Source organism: Streptomyces sp. NPDC052721, assembly GCF_040678315.1.
GTDB lineage: Bacteria > Actinomycetota > Actinomycetes > Streptomycetales > Streptomycetaceae > Streptomyces.
Genome location: NZ_JBFATL010000005.1, coordinates 45993 through 66026, shown reverse-complemented (window position 1 = coordinate 66026; position 20034 = coordinate 45993). Strand labels below are relative to the sequence as shown.

Sequence of the window (20034 nt, the reverse complement as noted above, 5' to 3'; positions counted from 1 at the left end):
ACGCCTGTTCGATTTACGAGAGCGAGGCTGTCCGTGAGGTCAGGGGGAGGTTCAGCCGAACGGGTGGCGGGGGCGGGGCGGACGGCGTCGGGTCAGTGGGCGGAGTCCCGCAGCTCCCGGACCAGCCGTGCCGTCACCGGCACCGGTACCCCGTGCCGCTCGGCCGCGCGCAGCAACGCCCCGCCGATGGCGTCCAGTTCGAGCGGGCGGCCCGCCTCGGCGTCGCGCTGCATGGACGACTTGGCGGCGGACGGGAAGGCGTCGTACCGGGCCAGGGCCTCGGCCGGGCCGGCCGGGGCGCCGCAGGCGCGGCTGACCGCGGTGGTCTCCGCGACCAGCGCCTGAAGTTCGTCCCGGTGACGGGTACGGGCCACGCCGAGCGGGACGCCGTACCGGGTGGTGAGCAGGGCGAACGGGGCGAGGAACGCCATCTTGGCCCACAGCGCCGCCGTCTCGTCCCCGGCCACGCGGGCGGTCGTGCCGCAGGCGGTGAGGTGGGCGGCCAGCGCGTCGAGCCGGGCTCGGGGTACGGCGTCCCCGGCCAGGTCGATCTCCGTGAACGGGCTGCCGTGCCGGATCACGCCCGGGGCGATCCGGGTGGACTCCACGCGGATCACGGCCGGCGCGACCCGGTCGGCGCGGTACCGGGCGCGCAGGGTCGCTGGGTGTTCGACGCCGTTCAGGAGCGGCACCACCAGGGCGTCGCCGAGGACGGCGGGCGGGACCCGGGTCAGGGCGGCGCCGAGCGCGGTGTGCTTCACGGTGATCAGGCAGGCGTCCACCGGCTCGCGCAGCTCGGTGTCCGCGTCGACGGCGGTCGTGAAGTCGCCGAACTGGGGGCTGCGGACCGTGATGCCGGTACGGCGCAGGGTGCCGGCCGTGTCCTCGCCGGCCAGGCAGATCACGCGGTGCCCGGAGCGGGACAGCAGGGCGGCGAGCAGGCCGCCGGTGCCGCCGGGGCCGAGAACGGCCACGGTGAGGGGATGCGTCATTGAATTGTCCTCTCGACGGTCGGCCCCGGGTGTCGGTGGCCGCCTTCGCGTAGATCATCGCAGGGGGCGGCGGGGTGCGCGAGACTGGGGACATGTGCCGGAGCATCAAGACGCTGCGTCCGCCCGTGCTGGCCGGTGAGGCCACGGACGAGGACATCCACGCGGCCGCGTTGCAGTACGTACGGAAGGTCTCGGGCTTCCGGGCCCCCGCCGCCCACAACCGCGAGGCCTTCGACAAGGCGGTGGCAGCGGTGGCGCAGGCCACGGCGGAGCTGCTCGGGGGACTGGAGGTGCGGGGGCAGTCGGTGCGGCGAGGGGGCTAGGGCATGGTGCGCGCCGTGGACGGTTATGAGACAGGTGGGCTGGACGTGACGCGGCTTCCGTACTACTGATGGACCGTCACCACACCTGTGTTTGCAAGCAGTTCGCGTTCGAGTGCCCGCGGAAGGTGTGCGCTGGGTGACCGTGGCGGGCGCCCGGCCGGGAGAAGAGCCGGTTGACCGGTCCGTCGCCATGGCCGAATGTTGAACTTGCAAGCACTGATTAGGCACCCCTAACCTGGGTCTCCCGTTCGGTACCGCCGCCCCCACGACCGGCCTTCTTTCGTCCCCGGCCGGCCCGACCGACACCGAAGAGGAGAGATCCCCTCATGTCCGCACGTCTCAATTCCGCTCAGCCCTATGTGATCGGGCTCTTTCGTATCGTCCTCGGCCTGCTCTTCGCGGTGCACGGCGCCGCGTCCCTGTTCGGCGTCCTCGGCGGCGCCGCCGGCACCCATGGCGGCACCATCGCGGCCGGCACCTGGCCCGGCTGGTACGCGGCCGTGATCCAGCTGGTCGCCGGCGGCCTGGTGCTGCTCGGCCTCGGCACCCGCGGCGCCGCGCTGATCGCCTCCGGCTCGATGGCGTACGCCTACTTCGACGTCCACCAGCAGGCCGCCCTGTGGCCCATTCAGAACGGCGGCGAGCTGTCGGCGCTGTTCTGCTGGGCGTTCTTCCTGCTCGTCTTCACCGGTTCCGGAGCCTTCGGCCTGGACCGGCTCCTCGTCCGCCGCGCCGCTCAGGACGGCGAGCGCGCGCCGGAGCAGTCGCCGGTGGCCGCCTGACGGTGTGACCGGTGTGCCGTCCGACGGCAGACCTGTGAACGCTCTGTGATCACCCCGCGAACCCCCCGCGAACCTCCTGTCACACCCCCGGCGTACGCTGTATGGCTGTCAACGGGGGAGTGACGGGAGTCGTGGTGTTCGAGAGCGTGGGGTCGCTGGCGGCCGGGCCGTGGATCTATGCCGTGGTGGCCCTGTCGGTCCTGCTCGACGTGTTCCTGCCCGTCCTGCCCAGCGGCGTGCTCGTCATCACGGCCGGCACCGCGGCGGCGGCCGGCTCGGGCGCGGCGGCGGGCCGGGTCCCGCACGAGGTGCCGGACATCCTGGCCCTGATCCTGTCCGCCGCGACCGCCTCCGTCCTCGGCGACCTGGTGGCGTACCGGCTGGCCTGGCGCGGCGGGGAGCGGCTGGACCGGGCGATAGCCCGCTCCCGGCGGCTGACCACCGCGCAGGAACGTCTCGGCGACGCCCTCGCCCGGGGCGGCGGCGCGCTGGTCGTCCTCGCCCGCTTCGCCCCCGCCGGCCGCTCGGTCGTCTCCTTCTGCGCCGGTGCCGCCCACCGCCGCGTCCGCGACTTCCTGCCCTGGTCCGCCCTGGCCGGCCTGTCCTGGGCCGCCTACAGCGTGGCCCTCGGCTACTACGGCGCCCGGTGGCTGGGTGCGACCTGGATGGCCACGGGCGTCTCGGTGGCGGCCCTGTTCGGCGCGGGCGCGGCAGCGGGCTTCCTGATGCGGCGCCGCCCGGTTTCCTGAAGTGCCCTCAAGGGGCGCGGGAACGGCACGGCCGGCCACAGCGGACCAGCGGTCGCCGTACGGCAGGAAAGCCCCACGGCGCGGCGGCGGAACTCAGCAGCCGGCCAGGTAGTTCGTCAGCGCGCTCTTCTCGGCGGAGTCCACCGACAGGTTGTAGTAGTACTTCACCTGCACCCACGCCCGTACGTACGTGCACAGATACGCCGACCGGGACGGCACCCACGTGGCCGGGTCCTGGTCGCCCTTGGCCTGGTTGACGTTGTCGGTGACCGCGATCAGCTGGGGCCGGGTGAGGTCGTTCGCGAACGCCTGCCGCTGCGCGGTCGTCCACTTGCTCGCGCCGGAGTCCCAGGCCTCGGCCAGCGGTACGAGGTGGTCGATGTCGAGGTCGGCGGCGGCGGTCCAGGTGGCGCCGTCGTACGGGGAGTACCAGCTGCCGCTGGTGGCGGCGCAGGAGGAGTCGGTGACGACGTTCGAGCCGTCCCGCTTGAGGACCGTCTCGCGGGTGTTGCAGGTGCCGCTGATGGTGATCCAGTGCGGGAAGAGATCGCGGCTGTAGCCGGTGCGGTTCTCGGTGGCCACGGTGAGCTGGGAGAGGTAGCTGCGGGCCGTGGCGCCGCTGACCGGCGTGGGCAGGGCGGCGGAGGCGTTCGGGGAGTTGAACAGGGCGACGGAGGCTATCAGGCCGGTGAGGGCCGCGAGTATGCTCGTCCGTCGACGCGCGTAGAACTTCGGCATGCGTGAACTCCCTTGTGGGGTGGCGGTGTTGGAGCGCGAGCGAGGGAATGCTCGCGGGGCGGTGTTGCCGGAGGGTGAGCGCTCGGTAAGAAGTTAGTGACGTGGGCATGTCACGACAAGGTTGACGGCGGAACTTTCACATCCCTTACGATGGGGAGCGCAGAAGGGGAGTAGCTCTTCGCCGGACCGTCGACATACTGCTCAGCGAACCTGAGCCGGCGCCCGGAGGCGGACCGCCGCGTTTCATCGAGGTCCGCCAGCGAGACCTTCGGCAAGCAGTGCACGCCCGTGCCCTCCGGCGCGGGCACCGAGTGTGCTGCCGTGCCGAGGTGTCATCGCGTGACGTACCGCACTCTCGGCGGGGCAGCCCGACCGATTGAGGAACCTTGATCAGCATCACCGTGACGGCGCTCGTCTTCGGCGTCATCTTCCTCGCCGAACTGCCGGACAAGACCGCGCTCGCCGGCCTCGTCCTCGGCACCCGCTACCGCGCCTCGTACGTCTTCGCGGGCGTCGCCGCCGCCTTCCTGCTGCACGTCGTGCTCGCCGTCGCGGCCGGCAGCGTCCTGACCCTGCTGCCGCGGCAGATCGTGCACGCCCTCACCGGCGTCCTCTTCCTCGGCGGGGCCGCGATGCTCCTGCTGAAGAGGAGTGAGGAGGAGGAAGAGGTCAAGAAGCCCGCCGACCAGTCGTTCTGGAAGGTCGCGGGGACCGGCTTCATGCTCATCCTGGTCGCCGAGTTCGGCGATCTCACCCAGATCATGACCGCCAACCTGGCCGCCCGCTACGACGACCCGATCTCCGTCGGCCTCGGCGCGGTGCTGGGCCTGTGGGCCGTCGCCGGACTCGGCATCGTCGGCGGAAAGGCCCTGATGAAGCGGGTGCCACTGCGGCTGATCACGCAGATCGCGGCGCTGCTGATGCTGGCGCTCGGTGTGTGGAGCCTGTGGGAGGCCGTGAGCGGCTGACCGGGACGGCCCGGCTGTGCGGCCGGACCGGGCTGAACGCCGGGGGTGGTGGCGGGAACCCGGCAGGTTTTGTACCGTGGAGGAACAAAGTGGCCCCCGCCCGTTTTCCCTGACCGGCGGGCGGGGCCGCCTTGTCCCACCCGACGTCCCGCCCGACACGGGGTCTTTTCCTTCCTGGAGCTGCCGATGCCGGCCACCGCCACGCCCACCGTCCTCACCGCCCGCGCCCTCCTGCTCGACATGGACGGCACCCTCGTCAACTCGGACGCCGTGGTCGAGCGCGTCTGGCGGCGCTGGGCCGAGCGGCACGGGCTGGACGGCGACGAGGTGATGAAGGTCGTGCACGGCCGCCAGGGCCACGCCTCCATGGCCGTCCTCCTCCCCGGCCGGCCGGTCGAGCAGAACCTGGCCGACAACGCCCGCATGCTCGCCGAGGAGACCGCCGACACCGACGGCGTGATCGAGATCCCCGGCGCGCGTACCTTCCTCTCCTCGCTGGAGGGGCTTCCGCACGCCCTGGTGACCTCCGCCGACGTCGCCCTGTCCACCGCCCGCATGAACGCCGCCGGACTGCCCCGGCCGGCCGTCCGCATCACCGCCGAGTCGGTCGGCGCGAGCAAGCCGGACCCCGAGGGCTTTCTGAAGGGCGCCGCCGAACTGGGCGTCGACCCGGCCGACTGCATCGTCTTCGAGGACTCCGGCGCGGGGATCGCGGCGGGGCGCTCCGCGGGGATGCGGGTCGTGGGGGTCGGGCCGCGTGCGGTGTTCCATGAGCCGGACGTGGTGGTGCGGGACCTTACGCAGGTGCGGGTCGAGGCGGTGGCCGGCGGCGGGATGCGGCTGCACATCGGCTGACGCCGGGTTCCGGACGCGTGGCCGGGTGCGGGTGCGCGGACCGGGCTACGGCTCCGTCGTTTCCGACTCCAGGCTTCTGCGCGTCGCCGGGCCGTACGTTCCCAGGTCGTCGCCCCTGATGCCCCGGGCCAGCTGGTAGTTGCGCACCGCGTCCTCGACCGGGCGGGTGAAGGTGCCGTCGATCCGGTCGCCGTAGAGGTTCAGCCGGCGCAGGCGCTGCTGCAGCTCGGTGACCTCCGGGCCCGTGTCACCGCGTCGCAGGACCGGTGCCGCAGCGGGCGTGGTGCGCGGGGTGCCCGAAGGTGTCGTGGACGGGGTCGGTGAGGCGACGGCGTGGGAAGCGCTCGCGGAGGCCGTGGGCGCCGGGGACGGCGGGACTGAGCCCTGCGACGGGCTCGGGTCGGCCGTCGCCGAGGGGGAGGGGAGCGGTGGACGGGGGGTGACCGGGGGCGCCGCTGCCGTCGCCGAGGACGGTGCCCGGGGCGTCGTCTCCGGAATGCTCGCCCTGACCTCCTGAGCCGCCCGGTCCCGGGCCGGCGCCTGGTACGAGAACAGCGCGGAACCGGCCACCGCGACGACGGCCACCCCCGCGCCCCCGGCGGCCAGCAGCACCGTACGACGGGAGCGGCGCCGGAGCGGGCCGGCATCGGCTTCAGCCGTCGGCGCGTCCGGCTCCGCCGCCGGGCCGAGCGGCGCCGGCGCCCGAGGACGCGGTGGCGGTGCGGTCTCGGCGGGTGGCGCGGGCCGGGGCTCCTCCGGGGCCGGCCGCATCTCCACGTACGGCCGTATCCGCAGCGGGTCGAAGTCCTCCGCCGCTGCCGCCTCGGCCGTACGGGTCTCGCGCAGCGCCTCGGACGCGCGCGCCGTGCAGTCGCACGACGGCGTGTTGTCCGGCCCCCTCGGCGTCCCGCACTCCGGGCACGTGCTGCCCCGCTCTCCCGTCACGCGTGTGTCCCCTCCCCTCGGGAACTTCAGAGATTATGCGGATTCTCTCCACATCCGCAGGACTCGACAGGCCATAAGCGGTGACACCGATCACGATGGAAGAGGTGCACCCGAGCCCCGGGAGGTCTCCATGGCCCTGGACACGCACGGCACGGCGAAGGACGTGAACAGCGGCGAACACGTTCCGGGCAGCGTGCTGGTGCCGATCGGCGCGCTGCTGCTCGGGCTCCTGCTCGCCGCGCTCGACCAGACCATCGTGTCGACCGCGCTGCCGACGATCGTGAGCGACCTCGGCGGCCTGGAGCACCTCTCCTGGGTCGTCACCGCCTATCTGCTGGCCTCCACCGCCGCCACCCCGCTGTGGGGCAAGCTCGGCGACCAGTACGGCCGCAAGCGACTGTTCCAGACGGCCATCGTGATCTTCCTGATCGGGTCCGCGCTGTGCGGCATGGCGCGGGACATGCCCCAGCTCATCGCCTTCCGGGCGCTGCAGGGCCTGGGCGGCGGCGGGCTGCTGGTGCTGTCCATGGCGATCGTCGGCGACCTCGTGCCGCCACGCGAACGCGGGCGCTACCAGGGCCTGTTCGGCGCCGTCTTCGGCACGACCAGCGTGCTCGGGCCGCTGCTCGGCGGGCTGTTCACCGAACACCTCAGCTGGCGCTGGGTGTTCTACGTCAACCTGCCCATCGGCGTGATCGCGCTCGCCGTGATCGCCGCCGCCCTGCGCATCCCGCGCCGCACCGCCCACCACGTCATCGACTACCTGGGGACCTTCCTGATCGCCGCCGTCGCCACCTGCCTGGTGCTGGTCGCCTCCCTCGGCGGCACCACCTGGCCCTGGGCCTCCGCGCAGATCATCGGGCTCGCCGTGCTGGGCGTCGTCCTCGCCGTCGCGTTCGTCGCCGCCGAGCGCCGGGCCGCCGAACCGGTCCTGCCGCTCAAGCTGTTCCGCATCCGCACCTTCACCCTGGCCGCCGTCATCAGCTTCATCGTCGGCTTCGCCATGTTCGGCGCGCTGACCTATCTGCCGACCTTCCTCCAGGTCGTCCACGGCGTCTCCCCGACCCTGTCCGGCATCCACATGCTGCCGATGGTGTTCGGCCTGCTGCTGTCGTCCACCCTCTCCGGACAGATCGTCAGCCGCACCGGCCGCTGGAAGGTGTTCCCGATCGCCGGCACCGCCGTCACCACCCTCGGCCTGCTGCTCCTGCACCGGCTCGACGAACACAGCCCGACCGCCGTGATGAGCGTCTGCTTCTTCGTCTTCGGTGCCGGCCTCGGCCTCGTCATGCAGGTCCTGGTGCTCATCGTGCAGAACGCCGTCTCCTACGAGGACCTCGGCGTCGCCACCTCCGGCGCCACCTTCTTCCGCTCCATCGGCGCCTCCTTCGGCGTGGCCATCTTCGGCACGGTCTTCGCGAGCCGCCTCGGCGACAAGCTCACCGACGCCTTCCGGGGCGTGCGCCTGCCGCCCGGCGCCACCCCCGACGCGCTGAAGGCCGACCCCCGGGGCATCGCCGCCCTGCCGCCCCCGCTGCGCCCGGCCGCCCTGCACGCGTACGCGTCCGCCATCACCGACGTCTTCCTCTACGCCGCACCCGTCGCCCTCCTCGGCTTCCTGCTCGCCTGGCTCCTGAAGGAGGACCGGCTGCGCGGCTCGGTCACCGCGCCCGACGTCTCCGAGACCATCCCGCCCAACCCGGTCCAGCGCTCCTCCTACGACGAGGTGTGCCGCGCCCTGTCCGTCCTCGGCACCCGGGAGGGCCGCCGCGAGATCTACCAGAAGATCACCGAACGGGCCGGATACGACCTGCTGCCCGCCGCCAGCTGGATGCTGCTGCGCATCCGCCGCTACGGCTCCGTGGAGCCGGCGGTGCTGGCCGAGCGCAGCCCGGTCCCGCTCCAGGCCGTCATGGCCGCCGCCCGCCAGGTCGAGGAACGGCGGCTCGCCGAGCGCCGGGGCCTGGACCTGGTGCTGACCGACGCCGGCCGCGAGGTCGCCGAACGGCTCGCCACGGCCCGCGAGGAGTCCCTGGCCGAACTGCTCGGCGACTGGTGGCAGCCCGGCCGCTCGACCGACCTCACCCGGCTGGTCCGCGACCTCACCGGCGAACTGTGCGGCGCCGAACGCGAACGCCCGCACAACGGCACGGTCACAAAGACCGGTTGACGGCCCGCGCCGGCAGCAGCTCCTTGCGGAACCAGTGTTCGGCGTACGGGTCGGTGTTGTGCGGGGCGGTCTCCGTGTAGCCGAGGCGGGCGTACAGGGCGCGGGCCTCGACCAGGTCGCCACGGGTGTCGAGGACGATCCGCCGGGCGCCGAGAGCACGGGCGGCCTCCTCGGCGGCGGCCACGAGGAGCGGGGCCCCGCCCCGGCCGCGCAGCTCCGGCAGCACGAACACCCGGGTCAGCTCGGCCGTGTCCGGGTCCAGCAGCCGTACGCCCGCCGAACCGGCCGGCATGCCGTCGTACCGCCCGACGAGCAACTGCCCGCGCGGCGGCGCGAGTTCGGCACCGCTGCGGGCGGCGACCTCCCGCTCCAGCTCCTCCGCGTCGGTGCGGTGCCCCTCGTGCAGCAGGTACCAGCGGTCGCTGACCTCCGTGTAGTACGCCCGCCACAGCGCGGCGGCGGCCGGGGAGCCGTACGGTTCCGGAGCGATCGTCCACGTCATGCCGGCCATTGTCGGGACCCGCCCCGCCCCCTCCGCAACCGGATATGGCGGGCCCGACCCGGGCGGGGAGCCGTTTGTGGGCGAACTTCCGGGTCACCCGAAGGGAGAACCGGCCAGCGGGGCCGGTCCGATCGGAAGGCAACCATGTCCACAGGCCTGATCATTCTGTTGATCGTGATCGCGGCGGTCGTGGTCCTCGGCGCCGCCGCCCTGACCGTGCGGGGCCGCACCCGGCGCGGCGGCCCCAGCCTGAAGCGGCGCTTCGGGCCCGAGTACGAGCGGACCGTGGCCCTGCACGACGGGGACACCAAGGCCGCCGAACGGGAACTGACCGAGCGCCTCGAACGCCACGGTGACCTGCGGGAACGGCCGCTGGACGGCGCCGAGCGGCAGCGGTACGCGGACCGCTGGACGGCCGTGCAGGAACACTTCGTCGACTCGCCCCGGCAGGCGGTGGCCGAAGCCGACCTCCTCATCGGAGAACTCGCCGCCGCACGCGGCTACCCCGACGGCGGGCGGTACGAGGAACAGCTCGCCGCACTGTCCGTGCACCACGCCGACCACGTCGACGGCTACCGGCAGGTGCACCGGGTGGCCCGCGCGGCCGCCGGCGCCGGATCGGACGGGACCGGCGCGGGAACCGAGGAGCTGCGGTCGGCGCTGCTCGGCGCCCGGGCCCTCTTCGAGGACCTGACCAGCGCCGAACCCGGCCGGCACCGGGCCCACGCCGGCACGGGCCGCTCGACGTCTCCCGCCGCGACCCGCTCCCACGCCCGCTCCCACACACCGTGGGCTCTGCACCGGAGCCGACCGAAGGAGAGCTGAACGCCATGACGGACAGGACGAGCGGCTCGGGCGGCGACCGGCGCCGCCCGGAACGACTCTCGCGCGGGGACGAGTGGACGCCGGAGCAGGAGTCGGAACAGAGAGACGAGTGGGCACCGGGCGACGCGGCTCCCGGCCGCCGGACCCCGAGAAGGCCCCTCCGGGAGGAACGCCTGCCCGGCGAACCCGGAGCACGCGAGAGCGGAGGCGGCCGGCCGCCGGCTGAGGGTGCGACCGGCTGGCTCCGGGGCGCCGACGCGACCGGCCGGGTTCCGGAGGGAAGCGCCGGCGGCAGGCCCCCGGGCGAAGGCAGGAGCGGTCGGCTGCCGGGCTCGGCCGGTCCCGGCCGGGAAGGGCTGACCGGCGACGACCGCACCCCGGAGGACACGCCGCAGCCGCCCCCGGGCCCGGCGGGCATGCCCGGGGGAACGTCCGAGGACGTCGAGCCGGCCCCGGGCCCCGCCTCCGGCGTGTCCGGGGACAACGGGCCCGGCCCGGGCGCGACGCCCGGAAGGCCCGGAGACGCCACGGGACCCGGATCCCGGGAGTACGACCCGCGCCACGGCTCCGAGGGGCTGCGGCCCGGCACGGAGGAGCTGGGACCCGGGACACCCGGCACGCAGGGGCGAGCCTCGGAGACGTACAGCGGACGGAGCGGAGACGCAGGTGGTCCCGAGCGGGCCGGGGAGGAGGAAGGCCTGATGCCGGACAACGGGCTCGGGGCACCGTCCGTCGGCGAGGTCAGCGGGCGCGAGGCCCGGATGACCGAGGCGCGGGCGGCGGACACCTGGCCGACCGCGCCGGACAGCCCCGCCGCACCCGGCCCCAGCGCCACCGGCGCCCCGCTGCTGCCGCACGAGGAGACCGAGCAGTGGGAACGGCGGCTGCGGGAGGTGGCCGCCGGGTTCGTGGACGAGCCCAGGCAGGCCGTCGAGCAGGCCGACCGCACGGTGGAGGAGATCGCCGCGCGGTTCACCGAGGCCGTCACGCGCCGCCGCCGTACCCTGCGGACGTCCTGGGAGGGCACCGAGGGACGCGGCCCCGCCGCCGAGACCGACACCGAGCAACTGCGACTCGCCCTGCGCGACTACCGGGAGCTGGCCGGGCGGCTGCTACACGGCTGAGCCCGCCACGCCCCCGTCACCCCTGGCGGCAGCCCTGCGCTGCCGCCATTCGCGTACGACCTCCTCGACGTCGTACGGCTTCTTCCCCAGCGGCGGACCGGGCGGCGGCTTGAACATCATGTCCTTGATCCGGACGTTGACGTCCTCGATGATCTTCCGGGCGATCCGCTCCGAGGGCGCCGCGTACGCCGCCTCCAGCGCGTCCTCCGCCTCCTTGCGCAGCGCCAGCGCGGGCGGCAGGACCGCCAGCCCCTCACGGACCAACTTCCGCTTGACCCACCACAGTTCGTCGTACGTGGAGTCCACCTCCGTGGGCAGCGGCGCCCCCGCACCCGGCAACCGGTCGAACTCCCCGCGCCCCTGCGCGTCGCGGATCTGCTTGTCCACCCAGGACTCGAACGGGACCCCCGGTGGCTTTCGCTCGGTCATGAACCCATTGTGCCGGACGCGACCACGCCGGGCGTTTTATCATGCGGCGGCGGTACGGCACCCCGCCCGCCGCGACCAAGCCACCGCACAGGACGTCTCAGGGGGAACCTCGTGCTCGAACTCACCATGGCCACCGTCTCCGGGGCGGACGCGGGCGCCACCGCCGGCATGACGATGGCCGAGGCGCCCAGCGAGCCCGGCGCGGTGCTGCGGATCGGCCGGGACGGGGCGATGTGCCGGCTGGTCACCCCCGACGACTGGCTGTTCGTCTCCCGCGTCCACCTGGAGTTCCTGTGCGGCCAGGACGGGGCCTGGCAGCTGACCTGGCTGCGCGGCTCCCAGCCCGACCCGGCCTCCGAGGTCCGGCTCACCGTCGGGCAGTACGCGCGGCCCGTGGCCTACGGCGCGACCGTCCCGCTGCCGCACGGCGGATCCGGCGAGATCGTCATCCAGGACCGCACCGCGCCGCGCAGTGTCAACGTCGGCTTCTACCACGAACTCTGAGCCGACACGATCTCCGAGCCGGGGCGGCCTCAGCCGAGCACCCGGGCCAGCGCGAACCCGTCGTACCCCTTGCTGCCGACCGTCTGGATCGCCGTACCGGTCAACCGGGGGTGGCTGGCGATCAGTTCGAGCGCGGCACGGGTACCGACCACGTCCGGCTCGGTGCTGCTCGCGTCGGCCACCCGGCCACCGCGCACCACGTTGTCCAGGACGATCAGGCTGCCCGCGCGGGTGAGCCGCAGCGCCCACTCCACGTAGTGCGGGTTGTTGGCCTTGTCCGCGTCGATGAACACCAGATCGAAGGGGGCCGGGTTCTCGTCGGCGAGCTTGGGCAGCGACTCCAGCGCCGGGCCCACCCGCACCTCCGCGATCCGGTCCAGGCCCGCCCGGGCGATGTTCCGGACGGCCACCTCCGCGTGCTTGGCGCTGTACTCCAGCGAGATCAGCCTGCCGTCCTCGGGCAGCGCGCGCGCCAGCCAGATCGTGCTGTACCCGGCGAGCGTGCCGATCTCCAGGATGTGGCGGGCCCCCTGCAGCCCGGCGAGCAACTGGAGGAACTTGCCCTGCGCCGCCGTGACGGCGATGGCGGGCAGCCCGGCGGCATCACTGTCCCGCAGGGCCGCGCGCAGCACCTCGTCGTCCGGTGAGAGCGTGTTGATCAAGTAGTCGTCTACGTCGTCCCAGACCTGCGACCCGCTCATAGCGCCAGCTGCCTTTCCCGAGTGTCCTCCCTCGATGATCGCAGCCGGAGGGCGCGGATGGGTACGACTGCCCGCGGGCCATGGCGCGGGAACCGCCCGGCCGGCCACGACCCAGCCGCACCCGGGAGACGGCCCGTGCCCGTACGGGCTCAGCCGCGCTCCACCGCCGGCGCGGAACCCGGCAGCGGCCGCCCCGCGGACTCCGACATCCGCCACACCGCGACACCGCCCACGACAGCCGCGGCCATCATGTAGTACGCGGGCATCATCATGTTCCCGGTCGCCCCGATCAGCGCGGTCACGACCAGCGGAGTCGTACCGCCGAACAGCGACACGGACACGTTGAACCCGATCGACAGGGACCCGTACCGCACGCGTGTCGGGAACAGAGCGGGAAGCGCCGCCGGCATGGCCGCCGTGAAGCACACCAGGAGCAGACCCAGCGCGCCCATGCCCAGCCCCACGGCCAGCAGGCTGCCGTCGCGGATCAGCAGCAGGGCCGGTACGGACAGGAACAGGAAGCCCGCGCAGCCCGCCGCGATCACCGGCCGTCGGCCGACCCGGTCGGTCAGCGCGCCCACGAACGGCTGGACGATCATCATCAGGGCCATCACACCGAGCACGACCAGCAGCCCGTGCGTCTCGTCGTACTTCAGCTCACTGGTGAGGTAGCTCGGCATGTACGACAGCAGCATGTAGTCGGTGACGTTGAAGACCAGGACCAGGCCCATGCACAGCAGCAGGGACTTCCACTGGCCGGTGATCATCTCGCGCAGCGGCACCTTCGGCCGGGCCGCCTCCGCCTTCTCGACCTCCGCCGCGAACGCCGGGGTCTCCTCCAGCCGCATCCGCAGATACAGGCCGATGATGCCCATCGGGCCCGCGATCAGGAACGGGATGCGCCAGCCCCACGAGGTGAGGTCGTCCGAGGACAGCAGGGCCGTCATCAGCGTGACCAGGCCCGCGCCGCCGATGTAGCCGGCGAGCGTGCCGAACTCCAGCCAGCTGCCGAGAAAGCCCCGCTTCTTGTCCGGCGCGTACTCGGCGATGAACGTCGTCGCGCCCGCGTACTCACCGCCGGTGGAGAAGCCCTGCACCAGACGGGCGGCGAGCAGCAGGAGCGGCGCGCCGACGCCGATCGTCGCGTACGACGGGATCAGGCCGATCGCGAACGTACCCACCGCCATCATGATCATCGTGACCGCGAGGACCTTCTGCCGGCCCACGCGGTCGCCCAGCGGGCCGAAGACCATGCCGCCGAGCGGGCGGACCAGGAAGGCCGCCGCGAAGGCGCCGAACGTCGACAGCAACTGCGCGGTCGGGTTGCCGGACGGGAAGAAGACCTTGCCCAGGGTGACGGCGATGTAGCTGTAGACACCGAAGTCGAACCACTCCATCGCGTTGCCGAGCGCCGCCGCCTTCACGGCGCGCCTGACCAGCGCGGGGTCGGTGACGGTGACGTCGCGGGCGGTACGGGCCTCGGCGGCGCGCCGCGACGTGAGGGGCGGGGTGACGGCTGTGGCGGTCGCCAAAACGGGCTCGCCTACCTTTCGACGGGGACAGGGACGGACCCGGACGGCGACGGTGACGTACGACGGGCCGAAAATCGACCATAGGCGGAGTTCCGCCGCTTACGTCCTGCACGCGTATCGATGCACAGTGCAGCCAAAGGGCGGATACGCAGGCACGTCTGCCCCCTCACACAGTGCCGTACCAGCAGCTCGCTGTGACCCTTCTCGCTCCCCCGACGCGCAACCGGCCCTTGCCGGGGGCTGCGAGTCTCAGAAGGAGCGCGGAGGGGAACCCGGCGCGCACCGGCGGCAGGGACGCCGGGGCGGGAGGCCGACGAGGCGTGGCGAACGTGGAGCACAGCGGGCGACCGGCGGACGTCTTCGGAAGAGCGGCGGTCGGGGCCCGGCTGCACGCCACCCGGCTCGCGCTGTGGGCGGTGGCCGCGATCCTCGCCGCACGGCAGATGACCCTCGTCCTGACCACCCCCAGCGGCGAACGGCTCACCGACCCGGAGACCTGGGTCGGCCCCGAAGGCGTCCTCCACGTGAACGGCTCGATCTACGACTCGACGCGGTTCACCGGCACCCCCTTCGGCGGCTTGGTCCTCAAGTCGGCCGAGGCCGCGCTCGGCCGGGGCTGGACCTTCGGCACCCTGCTGCTCGTCGTCGCCCTCGGCCTGGTCGCCGCCCGCGCGCTGCCCCAGCCGATGAGCCGGCGCACCTCACTGCTGGCAGCGCCGGTCGCCATCAGCCTGCTCATGCTGTCGCTGCCCGTCCGCACCACCCTGTGGCTCCCGGTCCTGCTCGTCCTCCTCGGCTGCTTCACCGTACGCGGGGAACGCGCGAGCGGTCTGTGCACAGGCCTGGCCGCCGCCCTCCAGCCGACCGTCCTGCTCTTCGCTCCGCTGCTGTGGTTCACCGGCCGGCGCCGGGCCGCCCTCACCACGGCCGGCACCTTCGCCGCCTGCACCGCGCTCGCCTGGGCCGCGCTGCCGCACGACTCCCACACCTACTGGGTGCACCACATGGCCGGCGCCGGCCTCGGCGGCGAAACCGACGCCCTCGCCAACCAGTCCCTGCACGGCGCCCTGCTCCGCCTCGGCCTGACCGGCCCCTCGGAGATCGCGCTCTTCCTCCTCCTCGGCGCCGGCGTCGCCGCCCTCGCCCTGCGCCGCGCCGTCCGCCACGCCCACGACGGCCAGCTCCTCCTCGCCGTCGCCGTCACCGGCTGCGCCGCCGTCGCCGTCTCCCCGACCACCTGGCAGCACCAGCTGCTGTGGGTGCTGCTCGCGGTGGTCGGCCGGGTCGGCAAACGGGCCTCCGACCGTTACCTCTGGCCGGTCGCGGTCGTCCTCGTCACCACGCTCCCGGCGAAGACGATGCTGCCGGACATGCCGGTGGTGTACCCGCTGCGGGACAACCTGGTCCTGCTCGCGGCCCTGGCCGCCGCCACAGCCGTGCCCTTCGTGTCCCGCACGTCGCCGTACTACCAGACCCCGATACCGACGCAGTACGCCCCACAGCCCCCGGTCCGCTTCCGCCGCGTCCCCCTCCTGCCCTTCCTCCGCCGGGTCCTCACCCGCCCGAACCTCCTCCTGGAACTGCTCCTTCTCCGCGTCACGTACGCGGCCTACCAGCACGTACGGCTGGCGGCGACCGGAGGCAGCAACTCCGCGGGGCGGGCCACGGCCGAGCAGCACGGCCACCTGGTCCTCGACGCCGAACGCTTCCTCCACATCGACATCGAGCACGCGGTCAACCACGCCGTGGTGAAGATCGACTGGCTGCGGGACTTCTTCGACTTCTACTACGAGTCCTTCCACTTCGTCGTCCCGCTGACCGTCCTCGGCGTCCTGTACTGGCGCCGCCCGGCCGACTACCGCTGGGCCCGCGCGTCCCTCGGCTTCGCCACGCTGCTCGCCCTGATCGGCTTCTGGCTCTTCCGGCTGGCCCCGCCGCGCCTGGTGCCCACGCTCGGCATCATCGACACCGTCCACGGCGTCCAGGACTTCTCCAAGCCGGACTACGGCACCCTGACCGCCCTCACCAACCAGTACGCGGCGATGCCGTCACTGCACTTCGGCTGGTCCCTGTGGTGCGGCGTGGTGATCGCGGTGATCGCCCCGAAGCGGTGGATGAAGGCGCTGGGCCTCCTGCACCCCCTCTTCACCGTCTCGGCCATCGTCGCCACCGGCAACCACTGGGTCCTCGACGCGGTCGGCGGCGCGGTCGTGGTCGGCGCCGGCTTCGGCCTGTCGTACGCCTTCCAGGGCCCGCGGGCCCTGGGCTTGGCCGGTGATTGGCGGATTCGGGCCAACAAGCGGGGCAGGTCCGGTGGAGGTAGGGCCGGTAAGAGTGGCCCAAATCCGCCGATCACCGGCCCCGTGGCGGGGAAGCGGGCGGCCCGACAGCAACCGTTTCAGCGCCGGGCGGCGTCCCGGGCCTACAGCCGCTGAATGATCGTCCCCGTTGCCAAGCCGCCCCCCGCGCACATCGTGATCAGGGCGAACTCCTTGTCGGCGCGTTCCAGTTCGTGCAGGGCCGTCGTGATCAGGCGGGCGCCCGTCGCGCCGACCGGGTGGCCGAGGGCGATCGCGCCGCCGTTCACGTTGACCTTCTCGAGGGTCTGGTCGAAGACCTGGGTCCAGCTCAGTACGACGGAGGCGAAGGCCTCGTTGATCTCCACGAGGTCGATGTCCTTCAGGGACATGCCCGCCTTGCCCAGCACCGCGCGCGTCGCGTCGATCGGGCCGTCCAGGTGGAAGTGCGGGTCGGCGCCCACGAGGGCCTGGGCGACGATCCTCGCCCTCGGCTTCAGCTTCAGGGCGCGAGCCATCCGTTTGGACGCCCACATGATCGCCGCCGCGCCGTCGGAGATCTGGGAGGAGTTGCCGGCCGTGTGCACGGCCTTCGGCATCACCGGCTTCAGGCCCGCCAGCGCCTCCGGGGAGGTGTCGCGCAGCCCCTCGTCCTTGTCGACCAGGCGCCACATGCCCTGTCCGGCGTACTGCTCCTCCTCCGTCGTGGGCACCTGCACGGCGAAGGTCTCCCGCTTGAAACGTTCCTCCGCCCAGGCGAGGGCCGCCCGTTCCTGGGAGCGGAGGCCGAGCGCGTCGACGTTCTCGCGTGTCAGGCCGCGGTGCCGGGCGATGCGTTCGGCGGCCTCGAACTGGTTGGGGAGGTCGACGTTCCACTCGTCGGGGAAGGGCTTGCCCGGGCCGTGCCTGGAGCCGGAGCCCAGCGGCACGCGGGACATCGCCTCGACACCGCAGCTGATCCCGACGTCGATCACGCCCGCCGCGACCATGTTGGCCACCATGTGGGAGGCCTGCTGCGAGGACCCGCACTGGCAGTCGACGGTCGTGGCTGCCGTCTCGTACGGCAGCCCCATGGTCAGCCAGGCCGTGCGCGCGGGGTTCATGGACTGCTCGCCGGCGTGGGTCACCGTGCCGCCGACGATCTGCTCGACGGCGTCGGCGGGGATGCCGGTGCGGCCGAGGAGTTCACGGTAGGTCTCGCCCAGGAGGTAGGCGGGGTGCAGGTTGGCGAGCGCGCCGCCGCGCTTGCCGATCGGGGTGCGGACGGCTTCGACGATCACGGGTTCGGCGGCCATGGGTGCGGGTCCTCTCCGAGAGGGCTCTCCTCCAGAACTAGTACGCGTTCTAGTTCCGGTCAGCAGTCTGCTGACGTGACGACCGTCACCGCAAGGGTCTTGCAGGTGTCGAGGGCGGGATCCGTACGACTTCCCCACCGATTCGGGATGCCGTACCTCTTGCGACTTGTAGAACCCGTTACTACCTTCGCGGCACCCGCTGATGGACCGTCAGATGGCTGGAGTCGCCGATGCCCTGTCCAGCGCTGCCCGACGGGTTCGACCTCACCGACCCCGATCTGCTGCACCACCGTGTGCCCCTTCCCGAGTTCGCCGAGCTGCGCCGTACCGAGCCGGTCCGCTGGATCCCGCAGCAACGCGGCATCGCGGGCTTCGCCGACACCGGCTACTGGGCGGTGACCCGGCATGCCGACGTCAAGTACGTCTCCACGCACCCGGAACTCTTCTCCTCCTCCCTCAACACCGCGATCATCCGCTTCAACGAGCACATCCAGCGCGAGACGATCGACGCGCAGCGGCTGATCCTGCTCAACATGGATCCCCCGGAACATACGCGGGTGCGCCAGATAGTGCAGCGCGGGTTCACGCCACGCTCCATCCGCGCGCTGGAGGACCGGCTGCGTGCCCGCGCCGAGGCGATCGTCGCCGCCGCCCGCGCCCGCTCCGGGCCCTTCGACTTCGTCACCGAGGTCGCCTGCGAACTGCCGCTCCAGGCCATCGCCGAACTGATCGGCGTCCCGCAGCAGGACCGGTCCAAGATCTTCGACTGGTCCAACAAGATGATCGCCTACGACGACCCCGAGTACGCGATCACCGAAGAGGTCGGCGCGCAGTCGGCCGCCGAGATCATCTCCTACGCCATGAACATGGCCGCCGAGCGCAAGCGGTGCCCGGCGCACGACATCGTGACGACCCTGGTGGCGGCGGAGGACCAAGGCAACCTGAACTCCGACGAGTTCGGCTTCTTCGTGCTGATGCTGGCGGTGGCCGGCAACGAGACCACCCGCAACGCCATCACCCACGGCATGCACGCCTTCCTCACCCACCCCGGGCAGTGGGACCTCTTCCGGCGCGAGCGCCCGTCCACCACGGCCGAGGAGATCGTCCGCTGGGCCACTCCGGTCAACTCCTTCCAGCGGACGGCGACGCAGGACACGGAGCTGGGCGGCGTACTGATCAGAAAGGGCGACCGGGTCGGCCTGTTCTACGCCTCGGCCAACCACGACCCCGAGGTCTTCACCGACCCCGACACCTTCGACATCACCCGCGATCCCAACCCCCACCTGGGCTTCGGCGGAGGCGGTCCCCACTACTGCCTCGGCAAGTCCCTCGCCGTCCTGGAGATCGACCTCATCTTCAACGCCGTCGCCGACGCCATGCCCGACCTGCACCTGGCCGACGGCCCCCGCCGGCTGCGTTCGGCGTGGATCAACGGCGTCAAGGAACTCCGCGTCAGCGCCGGGTGACGGGATCGGCCGCACCTCGTTCCCGGCCCGAGGCCGTCACCGCCAGTGCCGCCAGCCGCGGGGGATGCCGCGCACGGTGGACGGGGCGCTACACCGGGGACCTGTACGTCACCGGGTTGCGGGCAGGTGGCGACGGCGCTGGCCCGGGCGGTGCAGGGCGGGGACGCGGCCGGGTTCCGGCGGTTCTTCGACGGGCGGCACAGGGACGGACATGCGCGCGCACCCTCGCCCGGCGGGGGGCGAGGGTGCGGGTGCTGGAGGTCGGACCGGTCGCCCGCTTCGGGTCGGACCGGGCCGCGCTGGCCGGCCGGTGGCTCGTGGCCGGGGTGGCTCAGTACCAGCCGTTGGCCTGCCAGAAGTTCCAGGCCTTGACCGGGCTGCCGTAGCGGGAGTTCATGTAGTCGAGGCCCCACTTGATCTGGGTGGCCGGGTTGGTCTTCCAGTCGGCGCCGGCGGAGGACATCTTCGAGGCCGGCAGGGCCTGGACCAGGCCGTAGGCGCCGGAGGAGCTGTTGGTGGCGGCGGGGTTCCAGCCACTCTCGTGGGCGACGATCTTGCTGAACGCGTTGAACTGCGCGGCGTCCGGGATCATCTTGTGCGCGATCGCCTGTGCGGAGGAGGCCGAGGTGGTGGCGGCCTGGGCGGGCGCCGCGGTCAGAGCCATACCGGCGGTGGCGGCGGCCACGGCGGCGGTGGTGAGGGCCTTCTTCGGGGAAGCGATGCGGCGGATGAAGGAGACGGGCACGGAGAACCTCTTGCGTCGGGGACGGGGGATCGCCCGCATGGAAAGGACCACACGGTGTGGCCTCATGCGGCGGCGCCGCGGCCCGGGTGGGC

20 protein-coding genes and 1 pseudogene are annotated in these 20034 nt (G+C 72.7%); 12 read left to right on the top strand and 9 right to left on the bottom strand.

Annotated elements, in window-relative coordinates:
• Positions 1-92: 92 nt before the first annotated feature.
• On the bottom strand, positions 93-992 hold the full coding sequence (locus tag AB0L21_RS07085) for a 2-dehydropantoate 2-reductase (protein WP_365699343.1): 900 nt from the start codon (positions 990-992) through the stop codon (positions 93-95).
• A 92-nt stretch (positions 993-1084) separates the two neighbouring features.
• On the opposite strand from AB0L21_RS07085, the gene AB0L21_RS07080 reads away from it, so the two are divergent.
• The 4 genes and pseudogenes from AB0L21_RS07080 (at position 1085) to AB0L21_RS07065 (ending at position 2846) form a co-directional block, all read left to right on the top strand.
• Positions 1085-1315: a DUF2277 domain-containing protein gene (locus tag AB0L21_RS07080; protein WP_365699342.1), complete on the top strand. Its 231-nt coding sequence runs from the start codon at positions 1085-1087 to the stop codon at positions 1313-1315.
• Between the two features lie 15 nt (positions 1316-1330).
• A pseudogene (locus AB0L21_RS07075) lies at positions 1331-1539 on the top strand (FAD-binding protein); the annotation flags it as partial.
• Between the two features lie 102 nt (positions 1540-1641).
• The gene (locus AB0L21_RS07070) at positions 1642-2097 is read left to right on the top strand and encodes a DoxX family protein (RefSeq protein WP_365699340.1); all 456 of its coding nucleotides are present in this window, start codon (positions 1642-1644) and stop codon (positions 2095-2097) included.
• Positions 2098-2198: 101 nt separating this feature from the next.
• Positions 2199-2846 carry a VTT domain-containing protein gene (locus AB0L21_RS07065; protein ID WP_365699339.1) on the top strand — a complete coding sequence of 216 codons (648 nt, stop codon included), beginning with the start codon at positions 2199-2201 and terminating at the stop codon, positions 2844-2846.
• A gap of 93 nt (positions 2847-2939) precedes the next feature.
• On the opposite strand, the gene AB0L21_RS07060 is transcribed toward AB0L21_RS07065, so the two are convergent.
• Positions 2940-3584, bottom strand: coding sequence for an HNH endonuclease family protein (locus AB0L21_RS07060; RefSeq protein ID WP_364863581.1), 645 nt, complete (start codon positions 3582-3584; stop codon positions 2940-2942).
• Positions 3585-3970: 386 nt separating this feature from the next.
• On the opposite strand from AB0L21_RS07060, the gene AB0L21_RS07055 reads away from it, so the two are divergent.
• Both AB0L21_RS07055 and AB0L21_RS07050 read left to right on the top strand, forming a co-directional pair.
• A complete protein-coding gene (locus tag AB0L21_RS07055) occupies positions 3971-4552 on the top strand; it encodes a TMEM165/GDT1 family protein (RefSeq protein WP_365699338.1) in 582 nt (193 codons plus the stop codon).
• 186 nt (positions 4553-4738) lie between these two features.
• Positions 4739-5407, top strand: a complete 669-nt coding sequence (locus AB0L21_RS07050) for an HAD family hydrolase (RefSeq protein ID WP_365782673.1) — start codon at positions 4739-4741, stop codon at positions 5405-5407.
• A 45-nt stretch (positions 5408-5452) separates the two neighbouring features.
• On the opposite strand, the gene AB0L21_RS07045 is transcribed toward AB0L21_RS07050, so the two are convergent.
• Entirely contained in the window at positions 5453-6352 is a 900-nt protein-coding gene (locus tag AB0L21_RS07045) for a peptidoglycan-binding domain-containing protein (RefSeq protein WP_365782671.1), read from the bottom strand.
• A 130-nt stretch (positions 6353-6482) separates the two neighbouring features.
• On the opposite strand from AB0L21_RS07045, the gene AB0L21_RS07040 reads away from it, so the two are divergent.
• Positions 6483-8522 (top strand): MDR family MFS transporter, encoded by a 2040-nt coding sequence (locus tag AB0L21_RS07040; protein ID WP_365699335.1) that lies wholly within the window; start codon positions 6483-6485, stop codon positions 8520-8522.
• Here AB0L21_RS07040 and AB0L21_RS07035 read toward each other — a convergent pair.
• Positions 8506-9033: a GNAT family N-acetyltransferase gene (locus tag AB0L21_RS07035; protein WP_365782669.1), complete on the bottom strand. Its 528-nt coding sequence runs from the start codon at positions 9031-9033 to the stop codon at positions 8506-8508. The genes AB0L21_RS07040 and AB0L21_RS07035 overlap by 17 nt on opposite strands.
• 135 nt (positions 9034-9168) lie before the next feature.
• Here AB0L21_RS07035 and AB0L21_RS07030 point away from each other — a divergent pair, with 135 nt between their 5' ends.
• Entirely contained in the window at positions 9169-9849 is a 681-nt protein-coding gene (locus tag AB0L21_RS07030) for a hypothetical protein (RefSeq protein WP_365699333.1), read from the top strand.
• Positions 9850-9854: 5 nt separating this feature from the next.
• Complete coding sequence (locus tag AB0L21_RS07025; protein WP_365782667.1) at positions 9855-10973, top strand: hypothetical protein; 1119 nt, start codon at positions 9855-9857, stop codon at positions 10971-10973.
• Here the strand turns inward: AB0L21_RS07025 and AB0L21_RS07020 are convergent.
• Entirely contained in the window at positions 10962-11402 is a 441-nt protein-coding gene (locus AB0L21_RS07020) for a DUF1992 domain-containing protein (RefSeq protein WP_030649369.1), read from the bottom strand. The two genes, AB0L21_RS07025 and AB0L21_RS07020, sit on opposite strands and share 12 nt — an antisense overlap.
• A 111-nt stretch (positions 11403-11513) precedes the next feature.
• Here AB0L21_RS07020 and AB0L21_RS07015 point away from each other — a divergent pair, with 111 nt between their 5' ends.
• Positions 11514-11906, top strand: coding sequence for a hypothetical protein (locus AB0L21_RS07015; protein WP_365782665.1), 393 nt, complete (start codon positions 11514-11516; stop codon positions 11904-11906).
• A gap of 29 nt (positions 11907-11935) precedes the next feature.
• Here the strand turns inward: AB0L21_RS07015 and AB0L21_RS07010 are convergent, their stop codons facing one another.
• Entirely contained in the window at positions 11936-12607 is a 672-nt protein-coding gene (locus tag AB0L21_RS07010) for an O-methyltransferase (protein ID WP_365782663.1), read from the bottom strand.
• 149 nt (positions 12608-12756) lie between these two features.
• Positions 12757-14139 carry a glycine betaine/L-proline transporter ProP gene (gene proP, locus AB0L21_RS07005; protein WP_365782661.1) on the bottom strand — a complete coding sequence of 461 codons (1383 nt, stop codon included), beginning with the start codon at positions 14137-14139 and terminating at the stop codon, positions 12757-12759.
• A gap of 320 nt (positions 14140-14459) precedes the next feature.
• Between proP and AB0L21_RS07000 the strand changes: the two genes are divergently transcribed.
• Positions 14460-16574: a bifunctional glycosyltransferase 87/phosphatase PAP2 family protein gene (locus AB0L21_RS07000; RefSeq protein ID WP_365782659.1), complete on the top strand. Its 2115-nt coding sequence runs from the start codon at positions 14460-14462 to the stop codon at positions 16572-16574.
• Here the strand turns inward: AB0L21_RS07000 and AB0L21_RS06995 are convergent.
• Positions 16562-17731: a steroid 3-ketoacyl-CoA thiolase gene (locus AB0L21_RS06995; RefSeq protein ID WP_365699326.1), complete on the bottom strand. Its 1170-nt coding sequence runs from the start codon at positions 17729-17731 to the stop codon at positions 16562-16564. The genes AB0L21_RS07000 and AB0L21_RS06995 overlap by 13 nt on opposite strands.
• Positions 17732-17961: 230 nt before the next feature.
• On the opposite strand from AB0L21_RS06995, the gene AB0L21_RS06990 reads away from it, so the two are divergent.
• Complete coding sequence (locus tag AB0L21_RS06990; RefSeq protein WP_365782657.1) at positions 17962-19197, top strand: cytochrome P450; 1236 nt, start codon at positions 17962-17964, stop codon at positions 19195-19197.
• 331 nt (positions 19198-19528) lie between these two features.
• Here AB0L21_RS06990 and AB0L21_RS06985 read toward each other — a convergent pair whose 3' ends face one another.
• Positions 19529-19942, bottom strand: coding sequence for a transglycosylase SLT domain-containing protein (locus AB0L21_RS06985; RefSeq protein ID WP_365699323.1), 414 nt, complete (start codon positions 19940-19942; stop codon positions 19529-19531).
• Between the last annotated feature and the right edge of the window lie 92 nt (positions 19943-20034).